Source organism: Aquabacter sp., assembly GCF_965279295.1.
Lineage (GTDB): Bacteria > Pseudomonadota > Alphaproteobacteria > Rhizobiales > Xanthobacteraceae > Aquabacter.
The window spans coordinates 321,623-343,797 of sequence record NZ_CBDIHQ010000016.1; the positions used below are offsets into that span (position 1 = coordinate 321,623).

The following is a 22,175-nucleotide window of genomic DNA, read 5'->3' on the forward strand; positions in this document are numbered from 1 at the left end:
AACCTCCGTCTTTCACAGGAAAGGCGGAGGCTCTTGGAAAAATCAGGGCTCCACTGCCTCGGTATCGATGATCTCGATGCCGAAACCGTTGAGGCCCACATAGGTGCGCGTCTTGGACGCGAGCAGGCGGATGGAGACAACGCCGAGATCCCGCAGAATCTGCGCGCCAAGGCCGACTTCGCGCCAGTGGCGATCCCGCTCCTCCTCGCTCGCGCTTTTTTCCGACTGGCCCATGGCGGTGGCGGGCACGCCCGAGGTGCCATCGCGCAGGTAAACCAGGACGCCGCGCCCTTCCGCCTTGATGCGCTCCAGCGATTTCTGCACCGTCTTTGCGCCGCCGAAAGCGTCCGCGATCGGGTCGGCGCGCTGGAGGCGCACCATGACATTCTCGCCGTCGCCGATGCGGCCAAGCACGACCGCCAAATGGTTGACGCTCTCGAACGGCGTCATGAAGGAATAGCCCTTCATCTCGCCGATGGAGGTGGGCACGGGAAATTCCGCCGAACGGGACACCAGCTTCTCGCGGGCCTGCCGATAGGCGATGAGGTCCGCAACCGAGATGCGCTGAAGACCATGCTTCTCCGCGAACGCCGTCACCTGGGGGCCACGCTGCACGGTACCGTCATCGTTCACCAGTTCGGCGATCACGCCGATGGGGGGAAGCCCCGCCAACCGGCACAAATCCACTGCCGCTTCGGTGTGGCCGGAGCGCATGAGCACGCCGCCTTCCTTGGCGATCAGCGGGAAAACGTGACCGGGACGAACAAAATCGGCGGCACCCATGTTCGGATTGGCGAGCGCGCGCACCGTGTTGGTGCGCTCCTCGGCCGAGATGCCGGTGGTGGTGCCGTGCCGCACGTCCACGGAAACGGTGAAGGCGGTGCCCATGGGGGCGTCGTTGTTGGCAACCATGGGCTCAAGCCGCAGGCGGCGCGCCTCGGAGGGCGGAACCGGCGTGCAGACGATGCCGGAGGTGTTGCGGATCACGAACGCCATTTTTTCCGGCGTGGTGAGGGAGGCGGCGAGGATGAGATCCCCTTCATTCTCCCGGTCGTCATCGTCGGTGACGACGACGATGTCGCCCCGCGCGATGGCCTCGATGGCGGATTGAACGCGGGATTGGGCGGTGTCTGTCACGGGAATACCTCGAATACGCGGCGGACAAAGGCCGAGAAGGTCGTTCGGCGTGACGGCATGCCCGGTGGCCTGAGCAATCCGTTCCGCCGTCTCACGGGAGACCCAGGCGCGGGCGTCGTTGCACAGTGCGGTCACGCTAGCCGGGGACAAGCCCACCTGCCGCGCGAAGGCGCTTCGCCTGGTACCCGTGCTTGCCAGCCACTCCGTCAGTTTCATACGTAAGGCTTAGCAGACGGATTTTTCAGTCACAATGAAATTTTGAAAAATTCAGTTATGCTGAATATGGGCGCTCAAAGGGCCAATTTCCGGTCTCGCCCACCTGTCCGCGATGACGTAGGGCATGGTCCGCCAGCACGCACCACAGCATGCCCTCGCCCACCGGCACCGCACGGATGCCGACGCAGGGATCGTGCCGTCCCTTGGTCATGAGGTCGGTTTCCTCGCCGAATTTGTCCACCGTCATTCGCGGCGTAAGGATCGAGGAGGTGGGCTTCACCGCAAACCGGGCGATGATCGGCGCCCCGGTGGAGATCCCGCCCAGTATGCCGCCGGCATGATTTGCCAGGAACACCGGGCGCCCCTCATTGCCGCGCCGCATCTCGTCGGCATTCTCCTCGCCGGTGAGGCGCGCGGCATTGAAGCCTTCGCCGATCTCGACGCCCTTCACCGCATTGATGCTCATGAGGGCCGCGGCGATGTCGGAATCGAGCTTGCCGTAAATCGGCGCGCCGAGGCCGGGCGGAACACCTTCCGCCACCAATTCCACCACAGCGCCCACCGAGGAGCCGCGCTTGCGGACCGCATCGAGATATTCGGTCCAGAGCGGCACGGTGCCCGGGTCCGGGCAGAAGAAAGGGTTTTGGGACACCTCGTTCCAATCCCAGCGGCTGCGGTCGATCTCGATGTCGCCGATCTGCACAAGAGCGCCGCGCACGGTGGCACCGGGCAAGACCTTGGCCGCCAGGGCGCCGGCCGCAACCCGCATGGCGGTCTCGCGCGCCGAGGAGCGACCGCCGCCGCGATGATCGCGGATGCCGTATTTCACGTCATAGGTGAAATCGGCGTGTCCCGGTCGGTAGCTGCCGGCGATGTCGTTATAATCCTTGGACCTTTGGTCCACGTTCTCGATCAGCATGGCAACCGGGGTGCCAGTCGTCACCAATCCGCCTTCGGGATGATCGAGGGTGCCGGAGATGAGTCGCACCGTGTCGGGCTCACGCCGCTGCGTGGTGAAGCGCGACTGTCCCGGCCGGCGCCGGTCGAGCGCCGCCTGGATATCCTCAAGCGAAAACCGCAGGCCGGGCGGGCACCCGTCCACGACGCAGCCGATCGCCGGCCCATGGCTCTCACCAAAGGTCGTGACCCGAAACAGATGTCCGAACGTGTTGAACGACATGCGCCTGCTTTCCACTCTGCCAGCGCTGTCTAGATGAATTTCCGCCGAAATTGAAGGCTGTGGCGTGTCGCCGCCGCTTCCCTTCGCGCATCCGCCCGGCACTGTGCTATGAAGCACCGACGAAAGGCTCTCTTCTCTTCGCCATGCCTATTATCGAAATCCTGATTGTACTTTTTCTCGTCGGGCTCAACGCCGTACTTGCCGCCGCGGAGCTGTCCATCGTTTCCTCCCGCCCCGCGCGGCTGCGTCCCATGGTGGATCGCGGCCACAAGGGCGCGAAGGCCGCGTTCGCGCTGGGCGCGGAACCGGGGCGATTTCTATCCACGGTTCAGGCCGGCATCACCCTCATCGGCATCCTCGCCGGCGCCTTTTCCGGCGCCAGTCTCGGGGAGTGGCTGGGTGGCGTGCTGGTCAACTGGGGGATGCCGCACAATTTCGCCGACCCCGTCGGTTATACCCTCGCGGTTGCCGGCATCACCTACATCTCGCTGGTCATCGGTGAACTGATCCCCAAGCGCCTTGCGCTGCGAAATCCTGAAAAGCTCGCCTGCATCCTCGCGCCTCCCATGCTGGCGCTGTCCAAGATCGCGGCGCCCGCCGTCTGGCTTCTGGACAGGTCCACGCAGTCGGCCCTGCGCCTGCTCGGCAGCAATGGTCGGGAAGGCAGCGGCGTCACCGATGAAGAGATTCGCGCCATCATCGCCGAGGCGGAAGGGGCCGGCGTCATCGAGCCCGCCGAGCGGCGGATGATTTCGGGCGTGATGCGCCTCGCCGACCGTCCGGTGACGGCGATCATGACGCCACGCCCGGATGTCGAGTGGGTCGACATATCAGGCAGCGCGGATGAGATTCGCCAGGCTCTGCTGGATGCGCCCCACAGCCGCATGCCGGCCTGTGACGGATCCCCCGAGGAAACGCTGGGCGTGATCCAGGCCAAGCGGCTGCTGAACGCCTACTTGAAGGGGGAGACACCAGATCCGCGCGCCTATGTGGATGAAGTGCCGTTCCTGGTCGAGGCGGTCGGCGCGCTGGAGGCGATGCGTGTGCTTCGCGGCGCCAATGTGCCCATGGGCATCGTGGTGGACGAATATGGAGACATGGTCGGCGTCGTTACCGGCTACGACCTTCTGGTGGCGATCACCGGCTCGATCCCCGAGACTGATGTGCTGCATGAGCGCCATGTGGTGGTGCGGGAGGACGGGTCGCTGCTGATCTCCGGCGAAACCCCGGTGGATGAATTGCGCGAAGTGCTGGACGTGGAACTTCCGGTGGATCGCGGTTTTCACACGGTGGCGGGATTCGCTTTGGCGCAGATCAAGGAATTGCCGCAGGTGGGCGCTCTCTTCGACGCCTATGGCTGGCGCTTCGAGATCGTGGACATGGACGGCCGGCGCATCGACAAGCTGCTGGCGTTCCGCCCTCCGGTGCTGCACCGGCAGAAGGCGGATGGCGCGGGCGTTTGACCCGTACCAGCACCTAACTCATTGTGTGTGAAGCTATTCCGCGACCTGAAACTTGCCGCCTGCCAGCAGATAGACCGCGCCCTGGCGCACCGGCACCAGCGCAGCCTCGCTTTGGGGCATGCCGGCCTTGGCGTGGAGCAGGGCGCGGATGACCCCGCCGTGCGTCACGACGACGGTGTCCTCTTCGATACGGTCGATGGCCGCCACCACTCGCAGGCAGAGTTCCACATAGCTCTCGCCCGCCGGTGGCGCGAAATTCCAGGGATCGAGATCACGCGCGCGCACCTCAGACGCATAGCGCCGGCGCAACTGCGGCCACGTCTGGCCCTCCCATCGTCCGAAGGAAAGTTCCGCAAGATCAGGGTCTTGCGTGAAGTCTCCTGCAGGCAGATCCAAAGCCGTGCGCAAAATCTGCATGGTTTCCAGCGCGCGTTTCTGCGGGCTTGAGACGTAGCCCACGGCGCGCACGTCGCCGGTCAGTTGCATCAGCACGCGAGCGACTTGCGCCGCCTGAAGTCGGCCCAATTCGTTCAGGGTGATGTCGTGGCGGCCCTGGAGCCTGCCAGCGATGTTCCAGTCGGTTTCGCCGTGGCGAACCAGGAAGATGCGGCTCATCGGCCTGTCAGGGTGATTGTGTGGTCGTACCACTGGCCCATCGGCGGGTAGGTGACGCGGAGTGTGACCTGGCCGGTTCCGGTGCCGGTGACGATGGTTCCGGGGATGCGTTGGCCCTTGCAGACCAGATAACCATAGTCGGTTCCGGTCACGACAAAGCTACCCGGACGTATGTTGATCTGGACGCTCGGCGATGCCGACAACACGTTGATCTGCGCGGCACCGAGATTCATGCATTGCTGGTTGGCGGTCCCGGCCGCGAACAGCACGCCATCGCTTCCCCCGCCGGTGTAGAAATTCACCACATAGGCGTCGGGGTCATTGTCCATCCACGCAGACGCGCTGCCGGCACCCAGCAGGGTGGCACCGGCGACGAGACATTGGAGGATACGGAGGGCTCTCACCGGGCTGGGACCTCTACGACGTGGTCATACCATGCGCCGAGGCTGGGGTAGGTGACGCGCAGCGCGATCTTGGCGCCCCCCTTGGGAGGACGGCCGACATAGCGCACCACCGCACCGCTCACCTCACGCCCGAGGCAGAAGGTCGAGCCGGCGTCGGTGCGGCTGGCGGTGAAGGTTCCCGGCGAGACCACCACCTTGCCCTGCGCCGGGGCGCTGAGCACGGTGATCTGCGGGCGCTGGCTGGTCTGGCAGAGGAAGTCCACCGTCGCCGCCCCGAACGCCGCACCCTTCGGCCCACCGGCGCCGCCAGTGAGAAAGGCGATGCTCGATTCGGAGGGCGTGACGTAATTCGGGAACACCGCGCCGCCCGATCCGAACACCCGCTCGCGCAGCGGATATTCCTGCAAGCTCGGCGGGCTCTGGGCCAGCGCGGACGAGGCCGCGCCGACAGAAAGGATGAATGCCGCGAAAAGGGTCTTCTTCAGCCGGTCCATCCCGAACCTCTCCTCAGTCGCGCACAAGCGCCAGATCCGGCGCGTCGGGGTGCTTCATGCCGACGATATGATAACCCGCATCCACATGATGCACCTCTCCGGTGACGCCGCGCGACAAATCGGAGAGGAGATAGAGACCGGCGTCGCCCACCTCGTCGGTGGTCACGGTGCGGCGCAGCGGCGAGTTCAGCTCGTTCCACTTGAGAATATAGCGGAAGTCGCCGATTCCCGATGCGGCCAGCGTCTTGATCGGGCCGGCGGAAATGGCGTTCACGCGGATGTTCTTCGGCCCGAGGTCTGCGGCCAGATAGCGCACGCTCGCCTCAAGCGCCGCCTTTGCGACACCCATGACGTTGTAGTGCGGCATCCATTTCTCGGCGCCGTAATAGGTGAGGGTGAGCAGCGAGCCGCCCTCGGTCATCAGCCGCTCCGCGCGCTGTGCCAGCGCGGTGAAGGAGTAGCAGGAGATGAACATGGTCTTGGTGAAATTGTCCGCCGTGGTGTCCACATAGCGGCCGTCCAGCTCGTCCTTGTTCGAGAAGGCGATGGCGTGGACCAGGAAGTCCAGCTTGCCGAACAGCTTCTCGGTCTCCGCGAACACCGCGTCCATGGTGGCGGGCTCGGTCACATCGCAATGGCCGACCACATGCCCGCCGAGTTCCGCCGCCAGAGGCTCCACCCGCTTCTTCAGGGCTTCGCCCTGGTAGGTGAGGGCGATCTCGGCGCCATGGGCGCGAGCGGACTTGGCGATGCCGTAGGCGATGGAGCGATTATTGGCGACGCCGAGGATCAGCCCGCGCTTTCCCTTCATGAGACCGCTCGCGCTGCCGTCGTTCGCCATTTCTCATTACTCCTGTGGCCGCTCATCGTCCCTGTCCGGGCGGGCTCCGTATGACACGCGGGCGAAGGGCGTTCAAGCGATGCCGCAGCAGATCGGCCTTGCCACCCTCCCGCGACGCATGCTAGAGGCTCGCGCCTTAGTTCGGAGTGTAGCGCAGTCCGGTAGCGCACCACGTTCGGGACGTGGGGGTCGCAGGTTCAAATCCTGCCACTCCGACCAAGATCAATTCCTTCCTGCTCCCGACAGGAACGCCCTGAAAATACCCCGCATAAATTCAGAGTGTACGCGCGGCAGGCCGCGTTGACGCGCCAGCGAATACCCGCACCGCGCTGTGGCGTGTGGCGTGCGCGGGCAATGCAAACGCCCCCCTCGGCGCTATGCTACGCTTGCGCTTTCCGCCCCATTCGCACGACGCCTGATAGTTTGGGTGCCCAGATGACGATCCCATCCCCCGCGCCGGATTTCATTTGCGATTCGCACATCGGCCGAACCGGACTCAACGTTTCCGCCGGGCGCTGGCGTGAAGCGCCGCTTGGCGCTTGTCCTGTGGAAAAGCGCCTGTGAACCTGTCGGTTTCTGATACGGCGCGGCTGCGGCGCTTCCTCAGTCAAGAGGTGAACAGCCGGGAATTGCTGCGGGGGCTCGTCGTCGTCGGGCCCGTGGTCGTTGCCTATCTTCTGCTGCGCGATCTGGCGCTGATCAATCTGGGTCTTATCGCCGTTTCCCTTCTCATTCCCGCGCTGAAGCTCCGGCTTCGTCCAGGAGCGGTGGCGATCCATTTCCTGGCCATCCTCGCCACTTTCGCGCTGCTGTTCTTCGCCTTTCCCATCAAGCTTCTTTTTGTCGTGCTGGTCGCGCTTGCGGCTTTTCTCGCGGTGGCGGTGACGCGTTATGGCGCCGCTTTGCGAAGCCTGGGCAATTGGGTGTTCATTCCCGCCCTCTATCTCGCCTGCGAAGTCCACGAGGGCGTGAGCGGCGCCGAGGCCATGCGCCACGCCCAATTCATCTTCGCCTATTCGCCGGCCGCACTTCTTCTGGTGTGTGCGGTGCAGGCTTTTGACGGCAGGGGCGGCAGACTTTCCGCGCAGAAATTGGGGTCCCCGGTCCCCGACTGGCGGCTTCCGGCCAGCGCGACGGCCCTCGCGGTGTTCGCCGCCGCGGCCCTGGCGGAGGGCCTCGAACTGGCGCAAGGCCAATGGGTCATCTGGTCGGCGGCGAGCGTGGTGGTGGGCGATCTGTCCGCCTCCACCGGCAAACTGAAGCTCAGGGCCATCGGGGCGATCGTCGGCGCGCCGCTGGGCCTTCTGATCGGGCTCGCCCTACCGGAAAGCCGGATCGGCTATTCTCTGGCGGTTCTGGGGGCCATTCTGACCCTGATCGCCTTCACCCGATACGTCGTAGGCTTCGGATCGCGCTGCTTCCTGATCGCGCTCGCAGCGGCCTTCGCGGGCGGTTCGAGCGGTATCGCCGAGGAGCGGGTGATCAATGTGCTGATCGGCGGCGCCTTCGGGCTGCTTGCCGTGGTGATCACCGAAGCCGCCTGGCGGCGCTATGCGCGCCCGCATGGAGGCCGGCAAAGTGACGGGGCGGAGAAAGCGCCGCCTTAGTCCTGTGCCACCGCTGGCCTCTAAGGGCCATTGCCGGGGGCTCCTCTGGCCACAAAGAAAACCCCGCTCCGGTGAGGGAGCGGGGCATTCAAAACAGCAGAGACTCAGTAGTTGCAGTGCAGGCCGCCGTAGGGGCCGCGCCAGCACCGGCCGGGACCCGCGACCCACCAGTCGATGAACAGGGTCGCCGAAGTACCGGAAGCGGGCTTCTCCTCGCTCAGCACCTTGATGGTGTAGGTGAGCGTATCACCCGACACCACCGGATCGCTGATCTCGATCACGGAGGTCGAAGACTTGCCGTCCGGCGTCGTCACCGCGAGGGTGGCGTTCGGCGGGTCCTTCTGGAAGCTGTCCTTGCCTTCGTTCCACATCTTCACGAAGCCGGCCGTTGTGGTGTCGCCGGTCATGCGCTCCGGACGGTCCGCGAACATGATGGTCTGGGGAGCGACACCCTTCAGAACCAACTTCGAGCCGTCGATTGTCGCGGAATCCGCCGCCTGGACGAACAGCCAGTTCGCTCCAGGTATGGTCACCATCGTGCCGGCGGTATCGGCCATGGCAGGCGCCGCAACGGCAAGCGTTGCTGCGACGATGGCGGCACTCAACCAAGATTTCATCAGAACCTCCCAACTATGTCTTTCGACGAGAGGTACAATAGCAGAGGCTGGCGGGAAGTGAATGTGCGAACAGAAGTATTACAGTAATTTAACATCAGTCTTACTTACGAATATAAGCCGGCTTCATCTGCCCTATCGTCATGTATCGCGCTTCAAGAAAATCGCCGCGAGAGCGAACCCGCCGCAGGCGATTGCTGCGACATACGCAAGCCCGTGCGTGAAGGCTTGCATGGCAACGCCGGCGGCGAGCGGGCCGATCAGGGCGCCGCCGCCCCACACCAGCCCCATCACGGCGTAAATGCCCACCAGTTCGCCGCCCTTGAAGCGGCTGCCCACCACGGTGAGCATGATGGTGGCGACGCCCACGAACGAGCCGCCCCACACGAACAGCAGCGCATAGGCCGCCCACTCGTGCCCCATGGTCAGCGGCCAGAGCACAGCCCCGAGGGTGGCGATGACCGCCAAAATGATCACCAGCCGGCGCCGGTCCATCTTGTCGCCCAGCCAGCCGATGGGAAGCTGGAGCAGGATCGCGCCCACCATCATGCAGGTGATGAGGCGGGTGGCGTCCATCTCGCTCCAGCCGACATTGACGGCATAGATGGCGAGGAAGGACAGGCCGGCTGCTTCCAGGCCCGCGTTGAGCAGGGTCGCCGAGAGCGCCAGCGGGGCGAGCCGCATGTAGTGGATCGGATTGGAATGGTGCGGCGCCTCGAACACCGGCGCCACCACCTTGGGCGAGGCCACGAACAAGGCGGAAAACAGGGCCAGCCCGGCGCCGATGGCATAGGGCAGGGCGCCGTCCGTTCCGGTCACGGAGAGGATCAGCGGGCCCATAGCGAACCCGACCGAAAGGGCGGCCGTGTAGCTCGCCATGGCCCGGGCGCGGGTTGATTCCGTGCTCAGGCTGTTGATCCAGGTTTCCGAGATCACGAACAGCGTCTCGGATGCGACGCCGAGGATGAAGCGCAGCGGGAACCAGAGCCAGATGTACGGCACCAGCGGAAAGCCCATCAGCGTCACGGCGGCCAGCCCCAGGGCGGCGAGCACCAGCTTGCGGGGGCCGAACAGAGCGACGATGCGGGGCAGAACCATTGCGGTGGCGAGGATGCCGATGGCATGCATCGCCGCGTTGGCGCCGATGACCATCTCGCTCATGCCGAGTTGGGCGAGATCCAGCGCGATCAGCGCGGCGCTCAGGCTGTAGGTCAGCCCGAACATCATAGCAGTCGCGATTACCGCCCCGCGCGAGAGCAGGTGCGAGGGGGCAGGGCTGTCGACAGTCACGAGGCGGTTTCCCTGTCTGGCGTGGGAGCGGCGTGGGGGTCGATGCCCTTCTGGGCGCGATGGAAATGCCGGAGCGCATCGCGCAGCCGCTTGCCCCAGGACACCTCGACCGGCTCGACCAGCCGATGCATGGCGCGGGCATAATCAAGCGCGTAGCCGGGCGTCCAGGTCATGGTTTCCGCGCGCTGGCGCAGCATGACGGCGACCCAGAGGTCGGGGTTGATCAGCAGGCTGAACAGGCGGAACCAGGGATATTTGGTGGCAAGCGAACCTTCCAGCGCGGCATCCAGCGCGGACGCGACCGCCACCGAGCAGTTCCGGTTGGTGAGATTGTAGGTGTTTTCCTGGTGGTAGCCGGCCCAGAAGGCGCGCAGCCGCCGATAACTGTAATTGTGGAAGACGACATTGGAGTCGGAGTCGCACCAGCCTTCCGATTCCACCTTGTAGGAGGGTTGGAAACGGCCCTGGAAGTCGTTCTCTTTGGTCGCCTTGAACATTGCCATGAAGTCGCCGGAGCTTCGGTCGATCTCTACCGCGGGATAATGGCTGATGTAGATGTCCGGCAGGGCTTCCAAAGCGGCGTGGCCGGTGGAGATGACGCCGTTGCGGTCCACCGCCGCGATGTAGCGATCGAGAATGAGCCGCCGTCGGGCGATGTCCGCCGATCCCACCGGGGTCCAGACCCGCACGGTCATGGGGTTTTCCGGCTTGCCTTCATCTTCCAGGCCGACGAGTACCGGGGCGTTGTCGTACCAGGCGCGCTGCCCGAACATGGGCAGCGCGAGGAGGGCGACCTCCGGCTCCAAATTCTTCAGCAGGAGGCTCATGCGCAGGAGCACCCAGCCGGAGAACAGGAGGCTGAGGCTGACGCAGAACGGAATGTTCTTCTCACGCGGGATCGGCCAGTCGGTGATGATCAGCGCGGCGATCACGAACTCACAGAGCGCGAAGGCCACCACCGCCTTCCACGCGGAATAGCGCAGGGCATTGGCGGTGAGGATGCGCAGGACGCCGTCCAGGATGAAGGCGAACGCGAACAGGGCGGTCACCGCGAGATTGTTCCTCCAGGGAAAATCCAGGATCAGGCAGGCAATGATGATGAGCATGAGGCCGCGCGCCAAGCTTAGGTAGCGGCCGATATCCGGGGAATAGGTGAGCAGGGAGAGCAGGGCGAAAATGCCCTGAAGCAGGAACACCAGCCCGAACACCTGCGTGGTGACAACGGTGACGCCGTCCATGGCGTCGCAGATGATCAGGACGCCCAGGATCACCAGGGCCGCGCCAAGCGCCGCCATGACGAACCACCTGCGGCGCAGCGATTCAGAACCGATGAGCAGGAATGCAAGTTGACCCAACGCGATCCTCGCCCGTTCCAGGTCTCGCGTCTCCCAGCGAAATCCCGTCCGATACCCCGCCCCTTCCTATCGCAAGCCGTCTTCAGGGCCAAGCCATGGGGCGGTGCGAGGGGAACCGCCTTTGCCGCACTCCGTTAAAGCTACGCATTTAAGCAAAAAGGAGCGCGGAATGAGCACCGAGGACATCGAGCGGCTGAAGGCGGACGCATCCGGCAATACCGCGCTGAGCGAGGTTCTGGCCGAGGCCATTTCAAGTTTCGCCAGCACTGAAGATGCGATCAATTTCCTGGAAAGCCGCGGGTTCAATATCTCGGCACGGGAACTCGCCCAGGCCGCCTCCGACGAGGCGCGCGAGCACGAGCCGATCGGCGAAGGGGAGGGTGGATACGGCGCGCTGTTGCGGTTCGTCTCCAGCCACTAGCCCAAAGGCGGCCGCGCGTCCTCTAAGGATTCGGCCAGCTTGGGCCGGGCGCATCGACGGCGTGGAACTGCTGGTCTTCCCCGAGCAGTTCCAGCCGGCCCGTGGCAACGCCGAAATAGGCGCCGTGAACCGCGAGGGAGCCGTCCTCCACCCGTTCGGCGACCCAGGGAAAGGTGGAGAGATTATCCACCGAAAGACGCACGCAGCAGTGTTCGCAGAAACGCTGGCGCTCCTCCGGCGGCAGGTCCGCCTCTTGCGTCGCGCGGCGGGCAGGTTCTGCGATCTCGATCCACGGGCCGACGAAGTCGCGTGCGCCGGGAGGGGCGCCGGAGAGTAGCGCGTTGACGCCGCCGCACTGGGCATGCCCCAGCACCACGATCTTCTTTACCTTCAGCACCCGCACCGCGAATTCCAGCGCCGCGCTGGTGCCGTGATAATTCGAATCCGGCTGATACGGCGGCACCAGATTGGCGACGTTTCGCGCCACGAACAGTTCGCCGGGCCCGGCATTGAAGATCAATTGCGGATCGACCCGGCTGTCCGAGCAGGCGACCACGAACGTCTCGGGCTTCTGCCCACGCGCCGCGAGACGCTCGAACAGCGCCTTATGTTCAGGCCATGCCACTTCGCGGAAGCGCCGGTAGCCGGCAATCAGGTCATCCATGTCGGGCCCCAGAGAACAGAGTGCTAGTGAAGGCTGCGCGGCGGTCGCGGTCAAGATCGTTGCGCCGCAACATCATGGAGTTCGGTGGCTTTCGGAACGCCAAAGCCCGTGCCGCGTTGTCAGCGCAGGAAATACTCACGAGAGGAGTTTACAATGCGTGGCTTGGTTATGTGGCTCTTGGGCGTGCCTTTTTCAGTCATCGTCCTGCTGTACCTTTTCAATGTTCTTTGACGTTACGTCATGAGCGGCGGGCGGGCAAAATATGCGCGTTCGCCGTTTTCGCCTAATTTATAGGCGAAAGATTATCAATTAGCCATTCATCAGAAATTGTATGCCGCTGGCATTGTCGTTTCTTATTGCGCCGCACCGTCTCCGGTTCTTCCTCCCGCCTGCTTGGCCGTGGCATGCTGTTTGCTGTGTTGTGGCGCTGGCCCGAAGCCAGCCGACGAACACGGAGAGAGCGCATGCTCGGTATGCTGGGACGGGCCGCCAAGGGTTTAGGGGCATTGGCGGCTGTTGCGACTGTCGCGGGAACTATCGGAACTGCGTCGGCGCAGGAAACGATCAAGGTAGGTATCCTGCACTCACTTTCAGGCACCATGGCCATCAGCGAGACCACGCTGAAGAACGTGATGCTCATGCTCATCGAAGAGCAGAACAAGAAGGGCGGCCTCCTCGGCAAGAAGCTGGAAGCCGTCGTGGTCGATCCGGCCTCCAACTGGCCGCTGTTCGCCGAAAAGGCGCGCGAGCTGATCACCAAGGACAAGGTCTCGGCCGTGTTCGGCTGCTGGACCTCGGTGAGCCGCAAGTCGGTTCTGCCGGTGTTCAAGGAGCTGAACTCGATCCTGTTCTACCCGGTCCAGTATGAGGGCGAGGAGAGCGAGCGGAACGTATTCTACACCGGCGCCGCGCCCAACCAGCAGGCGATCCCTGCGGTGGACTACCTCGCCAAGGAAGAGAAGGTTCAGCGTTGGGTGCTCGCGGGCACCGACTATGTCTATCCCCGCACCACCAACAAGATTCTCGAAGCCTATCTGAAGTCCAAGGGCGTGAAGTCCGAGGACATCATGATCAATTACACGCCGTTCGGTCAGTCCGATTGGCAGACCATCGTCGCCGACATCAAGAAATTCGGCTCCGCCGGCAAGAAGACCGCCGTGGTCTCCACCATCAACGGCGACGCCAACGTGCCATTCTATAAGGAACTGGCGAACCAGGGCATCAAGGCCACCGACATCCCCGTCGTCGCCTTCTCGGTCGGCGAAGAAGAGCTGGCCGGCATGGACACGAAGCCCCTCGTCGGCCATCTGGCGGCGTGGAACTACTTCATGTCGATCAAGACGCCTGAGAACGACGCGTTCATCAAGCAGTGGCAGACCTTCATGAAGAACCCGAAGGCCGTCACCAACGATCCCATGGAAGCCTCCTATATCGGCTTCAACATGTGGGTCCAGGCGGTCACCAAGGCCGGCACCACGGACACCGACAAGGTGATTGCGGCTCTGCCCGGCACGAAGCAGCCGAACCTGACCGGCGGTATCTCAGAGATGCTCCCGAACCACCACATCACCAAGCCTGTCTTCATCGGCGAGATCGAGGACAACGGCCAGTTCAACGTGGTGTGGAAGACGGAAGGGCTGATCCCCGGCGAAGCCTGGTCCAAGCAGCTTGAAGGCTCCAAGGATCTGGTCGCCGATTGGGTCCAGCTCAATTGCGGCAACTACGACTCGGTCAAGAAGACCTGCCTCGGCGCAGCCACCAAGTGATCTGAAGGCCCGCCGCCACAAGCGGCGGGCCTCTCATTTTCGAGCCATATCTTCTCCTCGGAGGTCATCTGGTCGCGCACGCGCGGCCATCCTCTCGGCAGCGGCGGGATTGCAGACCGACATGATGATGCAAAGCCTGAGGCGTGCCGCCATCCTTCTGTTGACATGGATGGCGTTGGCCCTCTCCCCGGCCCTTGTTCTCGCACCGGCATCGGCGCAGACGGCCTCCGACAATCTTTCAACCCCTCTCGCCCAGCTTGGAACCGACAGCTACGGCGACACGGAAGCGGCGCTAGGCGCGCTTTCGCTCAGCACCAATCCCCAGGCGCCGGCCATTGTCGACGCGATCCGCGATGGCCGGCTGCTGTTTGATCCCGTCAGCAAGGCGGTGTTCCTGAAGACCGTCGCAGGAGCGACCACCGACGCCGCCACCGGCGTCGTGGTGGCCACGCCCCCCGCCGGTCTCAAGCCGGTGCGCCTCAACAATCGCGTGCGCCGCGCGGTGGATGCCGCCGCCGGCGCGCTCGCGCTGCTGAGCCCCAATCCGCAGAAGCGCCTGGAAGCGGCGGCTGCGGTCTTCAAGTCGCGTGACGCCACGGCGCTGCCGACCCTGAATGCCGCCATCGCCAAGGAAACCGTCGCCAGCGTGAAGACCGCGATGGTGCAGGCCCGTGCCGCCATCATCATCAGCAGCAGCGCGGTGTCCGAGCCGGAGCGGGTGTCCGCCGTCCGCCTTATCGCCGCGCGCGGCGACCAGGACGCGCTCGCGGTCCTCGCCGGCCTGCCGGCCGACAGCCCGGCTGCCGTGAAGGCCGCTGCCGCCGATGGCATCGCCACGATCCAGCGCTCGCTCGAAATGTGGGGCATCGCCCAGAATGTCTGGTACGGCCTCTCGCTGGGCTCAGTGCTGCTCCTGGCCGCGATCGGCCTTGCCATCACCTTCGGCGTCATGGGGGTCATCAACATGGCCCACGGCGAGATGGTGATGCTCGGCGCCTACACCACCTACGTGGTGCAGGAGTTCATCCGGAACAGCGCGCCCTTCCTGTTCGACTGGTCGCTCACCATCGCCCTGCCGCTGGCCTTCCTCTTCACCGGCATCGTCGGCATCATCATTGAGCGCACGGTGATCCGCTTCCTCTACGGCCGTCCGCTGGAGACGCTGCTGGCGACCTGGGGAATATCGCTGATCCTCCAGCAGGCGGTGCGCACCGTGTTCGGGCCCACCAACAAGGAGGTGGGCGCGCCCTCATGGATGTCCGGCTCGTTCGACCTCGGGCATCTCGCCATCACCTACAACCGCCTGTGGATCATCGTGTTCTCGCTGGTGGTGTTCTTCGCCCTGCTGACGGTTCTGCGGCGCACGTCGCTCGGCCTTTATGTCCGGGCAGTGACGCAGAACCGCCGCATGGCGGGGGCCATGGGCATCCGCACCGGCCGCATCGATGCGCTCACGTTCGGCCTCGGCTCCGGCATCGCCGGCATCGCCGGGGTGGCGCTCTCGCAGATCGACAATGTGAGCCCGAACCTCGGCCAGGGCTACATCATCGACAGCTTCATGGTGGTGGTGTTCGGCGGCGTCGGAAACCTCTGGGGCACGCTGGTCGCGGCCTTCGGGCTCGGCATCGCCAACAAGCTGCTTGAACCCTTCGCGGGCGCGGTGCTCGGCAAGATCGTGATCCTCGTGCTGATCATCCTGTTCATTCAGAAGCGCCCGCGCGGCATGTTCGCGCTTAAGGGCCGGGCGGTGGAAGCATGAAGGGTCTCGGCCTCATCGATCGTCCGGGCACGATCTTCCTCGTCCTGGTTCTCGGCGCGGCGGTGCTCGTGCCGGTCGCCAATCTCATGGTTCCCGCCGGCAGCGCCTTCCACATCTCGGACTATCTGGTGCCGCTGCTCGGCAAATACCTTTGCTATGCGCTGCTGGCCGTCGCGGTGGACCTCGTGTGGGGCTATTGCGGCGTGCTCTCGCTCGGCCACGGCGCCTTCTTCGCGCTCGGCGGCTATGCCATGGGCATGTATCTGATGCGCCAGATCGGCGCGCGCGGCGTCTACGGCAACCCCACCCTGCCGGATTTCATGGTGTTCCTGAACTACAAGGAACTGCCCTGGTTCTGGTGGGGGTTCGACTGGTTCCCGTTCGCCATGATCATGGTGCTGCTGGTGCCGGCGGCCCTGGCGTTCGTGTTCGGCTGGTTCGCCTTCCGCTCACGGGTGACGGGCGTCTACCTCTCCATCATCACCCAGGCGATGACCTTCGCCCTCCTGCTGGCCTTTTTCCGCAATGACATGGGCTTTGGCGGGAATAACGGCCTCACCGACTTCAAAGACATCCTCGGCTTTTCCATATCGGCCGGCGGCACCCGCGCGGCGCTGTTCGCGGCCTCGGCGATTGCACTGGCGTTCGGCTATCTTGTTTGCCGTGGTCTGGTCACTTCCAAATACGGCAAGGTGCTGGTGGCGGTGCGCGACGCGGAGAGCCGCACGCGGTTCCTCGGCTACCGGGTGGAGAACTACAAGCTGCTCTGCTGGGTGGTCTCGGCCATGCTGGCGGGTGTCGCAGGCGCGCTCTACGTGCCGCAGGTGGGCATCATCAACCCCGGCGAATTCTCTCCCGCCAACTCCATTGAAATGGTGATTTGGGTGGCGGTCGGCGGGCGCGGCACGCTGGTGGGCGCGGCGCTCGGCGCGCTGATCGTCAATGCCGGCAAGACCTGGTTCACCGGCCTGATGCCCGAGGCGTGGCTGTTTGCTCTGGGCGCCTTGTTCGTGCTGGTGACGCTGTTCCTGCCGCGCGGCGTGCTCGGCCTCTGGGGCAGCATCACCGCCAAGCGCCGCAAGCGCGAAACCAGCGCGGTCCCCGCCGCCAAGCCAGCGGAGTGAGGACGATGGAAGCCAGCCAGCCTCACACCCAGACACTGACCCAATCGCTGCTTTATCTCGACAACGTCTCGGTGGTGTTCGACGGCTTCAGGGCGCTCAACGCCCTCTCGCTGACCATCGAGGAGGCCGAGATGCGGGCCATCATCGGCCCAAACGGCGCCGGCAAGACCACCATGATGGACGTCATCACCGGCAAGACCCGCCCCACCAAGGGCGAAATCATGTTCGCAGGCGTCCACGATCTCACCAAGATGGACGAAGCCTCGATCGCCCAATTGGGCATCGGCCGCAAATTCCAGACCCCCACCGTGTTCGACATGCACACGGTGGAGGACAATCTGCTGCTGGCGCTGAAGGAAGACCGGCGCGCCTTCGCGAACATCTATTGGCGCCGCACCGCCTATGAGAAGGAGCGCATCGAGGCCCTGCTCGAGCGCATCCGCATGACCGACCACCGCAAGCGCAAGGCGGCGGAACTCTCCCACGGCCAGAAGCAATGGCTGGAGATCGGCATGCTGCTGGCGCAGGAACCGCGCCTGCTGCTGGTGGACGAGCCGGCCGCCGGCATGACCGACCAGGAGACCGCCGACACCGCGGACCTGCTGCGCGACATCGCGAAGACCCGCTCGGTGGTGGTGGTGGAGCACGACATGCAGTTCGTCCGCGACCTCGACGTGAAGGTGACGGTGCTGCACGAGGGCTCGGTGCTGGCCGAGGGCTCGCTGGACCAAGTCAGCTCCAACGAGCGTGTCATTGAAGTCTATCTGGGGAGGTGAGGATGATTGAATTCAAATCCTGCACCGCCTCCCGCGGCGATTTCCCTCCCCCCTTGAGGGGGAGGGCAGGGTGGGCGGTGTCTCTCCACTCAATTCGACGGCGGTGGTTCGCGCGGCACGATACCCCCCACCCCCACCCTCCCCCTCAACGGGGGAGGGAGCTTGGTTTGCGGAACGGAGGCCACCCATGCTGAAGGTCGAAAATCTCGATCTCTATTACGGCGCCGCCCACACGCTGCGGAAGGTGTCGGTCGAGGCGGTTCCGGGGCAGGTGACGTGCGTGCTCGGCCGCAACGGCGTGGGCAAGACCTCGCTGCTTCGGGCCATCGTCGGCCAGCGCGCCATCGCGGGCGGGACGATCACGTTCAACGGCCGCGACATCACCCGCCTGCCGACGCCGGAGCGCGCTGCACTCGGCATCGGCTTCGTGCCGCAGGGCCGCGAGGTGTTCCCGCTGCTCACCGTGAAGGAAAACCTGGAAACCGGCTTCGCGCGCCTTGCGAGCAAGGACAAATACGTGCCGGACGAGATTTTCGAGCTGTTCCCGGTGCTGAAATCCATGATGGGCCGGCGCGGCGGCGATCTCTCCGGCGGCCAGCAGCAGCAGCTCGCCATCGGCCGGGCGTTGGTGACGCGGCCAACCCTGCTGGTGCTGGACGAGCCGACCGAGGGCATCCAGCCCTCCATCATCAAGGATATCGGCCGGGCCATCTCCTATTTGCGCGACAAGGGCGATATGGCGATCATCCTGGTGGAGCAGTATTTCGACTTCGCCAAGGAGTTGGCGGACCGTTTCATTCTGATGGAGCGGGGCGAGGTGGCTGCAAGTGGAGACCGGAGCGGGCTCGATGGGGATGATGTCCGCCGCCTTATGGCCATCTGAAAAGCCGGCCCCGGCGCGCCAGCGCAGCGAGGGACAGGTTCGGCTGAAGGCGGACGGCGCGCGCGGGCGCACCCATCTGTCGGAGCTTGCCGAAAGCGGCGCGCTGCGCGCCCGCCTGCCGCGCACCGATGGTGCTGCTTTGGAGGCCGTGCTGGTCAACACCGCCGGGGGCGTCGCTTGCGGCGATGTGTTTTCAATCGCGGCGGAGGCGGGGGCAGGGGCAAGCGTGCTCGTGACCACGCCCGCGGCGGAAAAAGTCTATCGCTCCGACGGGCCGCTGGCGCAGATTTCGGTGCGCCTCACCCTCGGCGAGGGGGCGAGCCTGCATTGGCTGCCGCAGGAAACCATCCTGTTCGACAGCGCGCGCCTGGCGCGCCGCTACGAGGTGGACCTGTCCGGCTCCGCGCGTTTCCTCTCCTACGAGGCCGTCATGTTCGGCCGCGCGGCCCATGGCGAGGCGATGGCGACGGGCCATCTGAGCGATCAATGGCGGCTGCGCCGTGACGGCGCCCTGGTGTTCGCCGATGCCCTGCGGATATCGGGGCCGATCTCCGCGCTGCTGGCGCGGCCGGCCATCGCCGGCGGGCATGCGGCGCTTGCCACCTGCCTGTATGTCGCCCCCGACGCCGAGGCGCGGCTGGAGCAGGCGCGGGAGTTGATCGCGCACGCGGATTGCGAAGCGGGGGCGAGCGCCTGGAACGGCATTCTCGCCGTGCGCTGGCTGGCGCGCGACATTGAAACATTGCGGCGCGACGCCGGGTCGTTTCTCATAGGCTTTCGGGGCACGCCATTGCCCCGCGTCTGGGGTTCTTAAGTCTCAGGATTTTTTAGGAGGACGCCGTGCTGCTCACGCCGCGCGAAAAGGACAAGCTGCTCATCGCCATGGCCGCCGAGGTGGCGCGCAAGCGCCTGGCGCGTGGCGTGAAGCTCAATTATCCCGAGGCCATCGCCCTCATCACCGACTTCGTCGTCGAGGGGGCCCGCGACGGGCGCACGGTGGCGGAACTGATGGAGGCCGGCGCCCATGTCCTCACCACCGCGCAGGTGATGGAGGGCATCGCCGAGATGATCCACGACATCCAGGTGGAGGCGACCTTTCCCGACGGCACCAAGCTGGTGACGGTGCACCACCCCATTCGCGGCGCCGCCTCCGACGACGTGCCGGGTGAGATCGTCACGCGCGAGGGCGACATTCACTTCAACGCGGGCGCCGAGCGGGTGACGGTGAGCGTCGCCAACACCGGCGACCGGCCAATCCAGGTGGGTAGCCACTACCATTTCTTCGAGACCAACCCGGCGCTTGCCTTCGACCGCGCCAAGACGCGCGGCATGCGCCTCGACATCACCGCCGGCACCGCCGTGCGGTTCGAGCCTGGCTCGACCCGCGAGGTCACCTTGGTGCCGTTCGGCGGCAAGCGTGAGGTCTACGGCTTCCGTGGCGATGTGATGGGACGTTTGTGATGGCTCAGCATTATTTCGGCGGATGCCAGTGCGGTGCCGTGCGGTTCGAGGTGGACCTTGATCTCGGCCACACCGTCACCTGCAATTGCTCGCGCTGTGGCAAGCTCGGCAGTATTCTCGCGTTCGCGCCCGAGACGGCGTTCCGGCTGGATAAGGGCAGCGAGGCGTTGAGCGAATATCGCTTCAACAAGAACGTCATTCGCCATCAGTTCTGCAAGGTCTGCGGCATCGAGCCGTTCGCCTTCGCCACGGCGCCGGACGGGACGGCAACGGCCGCGATCAACGTGCGCTGCCTCGACGGCGTCGACCCGGCGAGCCTCACACCCACACCTTATGACGGCGCGAGCGCGTGAGGACCGACCGATGATCAAGTCCCATCTTCCCCGCTCCGCCTATGCCCACATGTTCGGCCCCACCGTGGGCGACAAGATCCGCCTGGCCGACACCACGCTCATGATCGAGGTGGAGAAGGACTTCACCATCTATGGCGAGGAGGTGAAGTTCGGCGGCGGCAAGGTGATCCGCGACGGCATGGGCCAGAGCCAGGTCACGAATGCCAACGGCGCGGTGGACACCGTGATTACCAATGCGGTGGTTCTGGACCATTGGGGCATCGTGAAGTGCGATGTCGGGATTGCCGGCGGGCGGATCGTCCGGCTCGGCAAGGCGGGCAATCCGGACGTGCAGGCCGGCGTCGACATTATCATAGGGCCGGGCACCGAGGTGATCGCGGGGGAGGGCAAGATCCTCACCGCCGGAGGTTTCGACAGCCATATCCATTTCATCTGCCCGCAGCAGATCGAGGAGGCGCTGGCCTCCGGCATCACCACCATGCTCGGCGGCGGCACCGGGCCGGCCACCGGCACCTTCGCCACCACCTGCACGCCAGGGCCCTGGCACATCGCCCGCATGATCGAGGCGGCGGACAGCTTCCCCATGAACCTCGCCTTCGCCGGCAAGGGCAACGCCTCCCAGCCCGCCGCGCTGGAGGAGATGGTTCTGGCCGGCGCTTGCGCGCTGAAGCTTCACGAGGACTGGGGCACCACGCCGGCCGCCATCGACTGCTGCCTCTCCGTGGCGGATGCGTTCGATGTGCAGGTGATGATCCACACCGACACGCTGAACGAGAGCGGGTTCGTGGAAGACACCATCGCCGCCTTCAAGGGCCGCACCATCCACGCCTTCCACACCGAAGGCGCGGGCGGCGGGCATGCGCCCGACATCATCAAGGTGGCGGGCCTGCCCAACGTGCTGCCCTCGTCCACCAACCCGACCCGGCCGTTCACCCGCAACACCATCGACGAGCATCTCGACATGCTCATGGTGTGCCACCACCTCGATCCCTCGATCGCCGAGGATCTGGCCTTCGCAGAAAGCCGCATCCGCAAGGAGACCATCGCAGCCGAGGATATCCTGCACGATCTCGGCGCGCTCTCCATGATGAGTTCCGACAGCCAGGCCATGGGCCGGGTGGGCGAAGTCATCATCCGCACCTGGCAGACCGCGGACAAGATGAAGCGTCAGCGCGGCGGGCTGCCCGGCGAGGGCAACAACGACAATCTGCGGGCGCGCCGCTACATCGCGAAATACACCATCAACCCCGCAATCGCCCACGGCATGTCCAAGCAAATCGGCTCGGTGGAAGCGGGCAAGCTCGCCGACCTCGTACTCTGGACGCCGGCCTTCTTCGGCGTGAAGCCGGATCTGGTCATCAAAGGCGGCGCCATCGCCATGGCGCAGATGGGCGACCCCAACGCGTCCATCCCGACGCCTCAGCCGGTGCATTACCGCCCCATGTTCGGCGCCTATGGCCGGGCGCGCACCGCCACCTCCTTCACCTTCGTCTCCAAGGCGGCGGCGGAGAACGGGCTCGCCGCCAGGCTCCAGACCGGCAAGCTTCTGGTGCCGGTGGAGAATGTGCGCGGCGGCATCTCCAAGAAAAGCATGATCCTCAACGACGCCACCCCGCATATCGAGGTGGACGCCGAGACTTACGATGTGCGCGCCGACGGAGAGCTTCTGGTCTGCGAGCCGGCTGATGTCCTGCCCATGGCGCAGCGCTATTTCCTGTTCTGAGCTATATTGAAGCCTGAACAGGAGCCCTG

General features: G+C 65.0%; 22 protein-coding genes and 1 tRNA gene. 13 read left to right on the plus strand and 10 right to left on the minus strand.

The features are described 5' to 3' along the window. Positions 1–42: 42 nt before the first annotated feature. Together ribB and aroC are read right to left on the minus strand one after the other, a co-directional pair. On the minus strand, positions 43–1,353 hold the full coding sequence (gene ribB, locus ADADO0_RS13895) for a 3,4-dihydroxy-2-butanone-4-phosphate synthase (protein WP_511305741.1): 1,311 nt from the start codon (positions 1,351–1,353) through the stop codon (positions 43–45). A gap of 55 nt (positions 1,354–1,408) precedes the next feature. Beyond that, entirely contained in the window at positions 1,409–2,533 is a 1,125-nt protein-coding gene (gene aroC / locus ADADO0_RS13900; protein ID WP_511305742.1) for a chorismate synthase, read from the minus strand. Positions 2,534–2,676: 143 nt separating this feature from the next. On the opposite strand from aroC, the gene ADADO0_RS13905 reads away from it, so the two are divergent. Next, complete coding sequence (locus ADADO0_RS13905; RefSeq protein WP_511305743.1) at positions 2,677–3,996, plus strand: hemolysin family protein; 1,320 nt, start codon at positions 2,677–2,679, stop codon at positions 3,994–3,996. A gap of 33 nt (positions 3,997–4,029) precedes the next feature. Here ADADO0_RS13905 and ADADO0_RS13910 read toward each other — a convergent pair whose 3' ends face one another. The 4 genes from ADADO0_RS13910 to fabI are packed head-to-tail and all read right to left on the minus strand — an operon-like array spanning position 4,030 to position 6,350. Continuing rightward, the gene (locus ADADO0_RS13910; protein WP_511305744.1) at positions 4,030–4,611 is read right to left on the minus strand and encodes a histidine phosphatase family protein; all 582 of its coding nucleotides are present in this window, start codon (positions 4,609–4,611) and stop codon (positions 4,030–4,032) included. Continuing rightward, positions 4,608–5,015 (minus strand): hypothetical protein, encoded by a 408-nt coding sequence (locus ADADO0_RS13915; RefSeq protein WP_511305745.1) that lies wholly within the window; start codon positions 5,013–5,015, stop codon positions 4,608–4,610. The genes ADADO0_RS13910 and ADADO0_RS13915 overlap by 4 nt, the downstream gene beginning before the upstream one ends. After that, positions 5,012–5,509, minus strand: a complete 498-nt coding sequence (locus ADADO0_RS13920; RefSeq protein WP_511305746.1) for a hypothetical protein — start codon at positions 5,507–5,509, stop codon at positions 5,012–5,014. The genes ADADO0_RS13915 and ADADO0_RS13920 overlap by 4 nt, the downstream gene beginning before the upstream one ends. A gap of 13 nt (positions 5,510–5,522) precedes the next feature. After that, positions 5,523–6,350, minus strand: a complete 828-nt coding sequence (gene fabI, locus ADADO0_RS13925) for an enoyl-ACP reductase FabI (RefSeq protein ID WP_511305747.1) — start codon at positions 6,348–6,350, stop codon at positions 5,523–5,525. A 142-nt stretch (positions 6,351–6,492) separates the two neighbouring features. Here fabI and ADADO0_RS13930 point away from each other — a divergent pair. After that, positions 6,493–6,569: transfer RNA gene (locus tag ADADO0_RS13930), tRNA-Pro, on the plus strand. A 341-nt stretch (positions 6,570–6,910) separates the two neighbouring features. Beyond that, on the plus strand, positions 6,911–7,957 hold the full coding sequence (locus tag ADADO0_RS13935) for an FUSC family protein (protein WP_511305748.1): 1,047 nt from the start codon (positions 6,911–6,913) through the stop codon (positions 7,955–7,957). A 104-nt stretch (positions 7,958–8,061) separates the two neighbouring features. Here the strand turns inward: ADADO0_RS13935 and ADADO0_RS13940 are convergent, their stop codons facing one another. The 3 genes from ADADO0_RS13940 to ADADO0_RS13950 all read right to left on the minus strand — a co-directional run bounded on the left by ADADO0_RS13940 (position 8,062) and on the right by ADADO0_RS13950 (position 11,216). Next, positions 8,062–8,574 (minus strand): hypothetical protein, encoded by a 513-nt coding sequence (locus ADADO0_RS13940; RefSeq protein WP_511305749.1) that lies wholly within the window; start codon positions 8,572–8,574, stop codon positions 8,062–8,064. 138 nt (positions 8,575–8,712) lie between these two features. Further along, positions 8,713–9,861 (minus strand): MFS transporter, encoded by a 1,149-nt coding sequence (locus tag ADADO0_RS13945; RefSeq protein WP_511305750.1) that lies wholly within the window; start codon positions 9,859–9,861, stop codon positions 8,713–8,715. Further along, entirely contained in the window at positions 9,858–11,216 is a 1,359-nt protein-coding gene (locus ADADO0_RS13950) for an HdeD family acid-resistance protein (RefSeq protein ID WP_511305751.1), read from the minus strand. Before ADADO0_RS13950 ends, ADADO0_RS13945 begins: the two co-directional genes overlap by 4 nt. 169 nt (positions 11,217–11,385) lie before the next feature. On the opposite strand from ADADO0_RS13950, the gene ADADO0_RS13955 reads away from it, so the two are divergent. Next, the gene (locus tag ADADO0_RS13955) at positions 11,386–11,637 is read left to right on the plus strand and encodes a hypothetical protein (RefSeq protein ID WP_511305752.1); all 252 of its coding nucleotides are present in this window, start codon (positions 11,386–11,388) and stop codon (positions 11,635–11,637) included. A gap of 22 nt (positions 11,638–11,659) precedes the next feature. Here the strand turns inward: ADADO0_RS13955 and ADADO0_RS13960 are convergent, their stop codons facing one another. Continuing rightward, positions 11,660–12,301 (minus strand): carbonic anhydrase, encoded by a 642-nt coding sequence (locus ADADO0_RS13960; RefSeq protein WP_511305753.1) that lies wholly within the window; start codon positions 12,299–12,301, stop codon positions 11,660–11,662. A gap of 473 nt (positions 12,302–12,774) precedes the next feature. Between ADADO0_RS13960 and urtA the strand changes: the two genes are divergently transcribed. The 9 genes from urtA (at position 12,775) to ureC (ending at position 22,146) form a co-directional block, all read left to right on the plus strand. Further along, positions 12,775–14,067 (plus strand): urea ABC transporter substrate-binding protein, encoded by a 1,293-nt coding sequence (urtA, locus tag ADADO0_RS13965; RefSeq protein ID WP_511305913.1) that lies wholly within the window; start codon positions 12,775–12,777, stop codon positions 14,065–14,067. A gap of 121 nt (positions 14,068–14,188) precedes the next feature. Continuing rightward, positions 14,189–15,826, plus strand: coding sequence for an urea ABC transporter permease subunit UrtB (gene urtB, locus ADADO0_RS13970; RefSeq protein ID WP_511305754.1), 1,638 nt, complete (start codon positions 14,189–14,191; stop codon positions 15,824–15,826). After that, on the plus strand, positions 15,823–16,950 hold the full coding sequence (urtC, locus tag ADADO0_RS13975; protein ID WP_511305755.1) for an urea ABC transporter permease subunit UrtC: 1,128 nt from the start codon (positions 15,823–15,825) through the stop codon (positions 16,948–16,950). Before urtB ends, urtC begins: the two co-directional genes overlap by 4 nt. A gap of 5 nt (positions 16,951–16,955) precedes the next feature. After that, on the plus strand, positions 16,956–17,726 hold the full coding sequence (gene urtD, locus ADADO0_RS13980) for an urea ABC transporter ATP-binding protein UrtD (RefSeq protein ID WP_511305756.1): 771 nt from the start codon (positions 16,956–16,958) through the stop codon (positions 17,724–17,726). Positions 17,727–17,913: 187 nt separating this feature from the next. After that, positions 17,914–18,609, plus strand: coding sequence for an urea ABC transporter ATP-binding subunit UrtE (urtE, locus tag ADADO0_RS13985; RefSeq protein WP_511305757.1), 696 nt, complete (start codon positions 17,914–17,916; stop codon positions 18,607–18,609). Next, positions 18,584–19,423 carry an urease accessory protein UreD gene (locus ADADO0_RS13990; RefSeq protein WP_511305758.1) on the plus strand — a complete coding sequence of 280 codons (840 nt, stop codon included), beginning with the start codon at positions 18,584–18,586 and terminating at the stop codon, positions 19,421–19,423. Before urtE ends, ADADO0_RS13990 begins: the two co-directional genes overlap by 26 nt. 26 nt (positions 19,424–19,449) lie before the next feature. Further along, positions 19,450–20,070, plus strand: coding sequence for an urease subunit gamma (locus ADADO0_RS13995; RefSeq protein ID WP_511305759.1), 621 nt, complete (start codon positions 19,450–19,452; stop codon positions 20,068–20,070). Next, a complete protein-coding gene (locus ADADO0_RS14000) occupies positions 20,070–20,423 on the plus strand; it encodes a GFA family protein (protein ID WP_511305760.1) in 354 nt (117 codons plus the stop codon). The genes ADADO0_RS13995 and ADADO0_RS14000 overlap by 1 nt, the downstream gene beginning before the upstream one ends. Before the next feature lie 10 nt (positions 20,424–20,433). Further along, complete coding sequence (ureC, locus tag ADADO0_RS14005; RefSeq protein WP_511305761.1) at positions 20,434–22,146, plus strand: urease subunit alpha; 1,713 nt, start codon at positions 20,434–20,436, stop codon at positions 22,144–22,146. Positions 22,147–22,175: the final 29 nt, after the last annotated feature.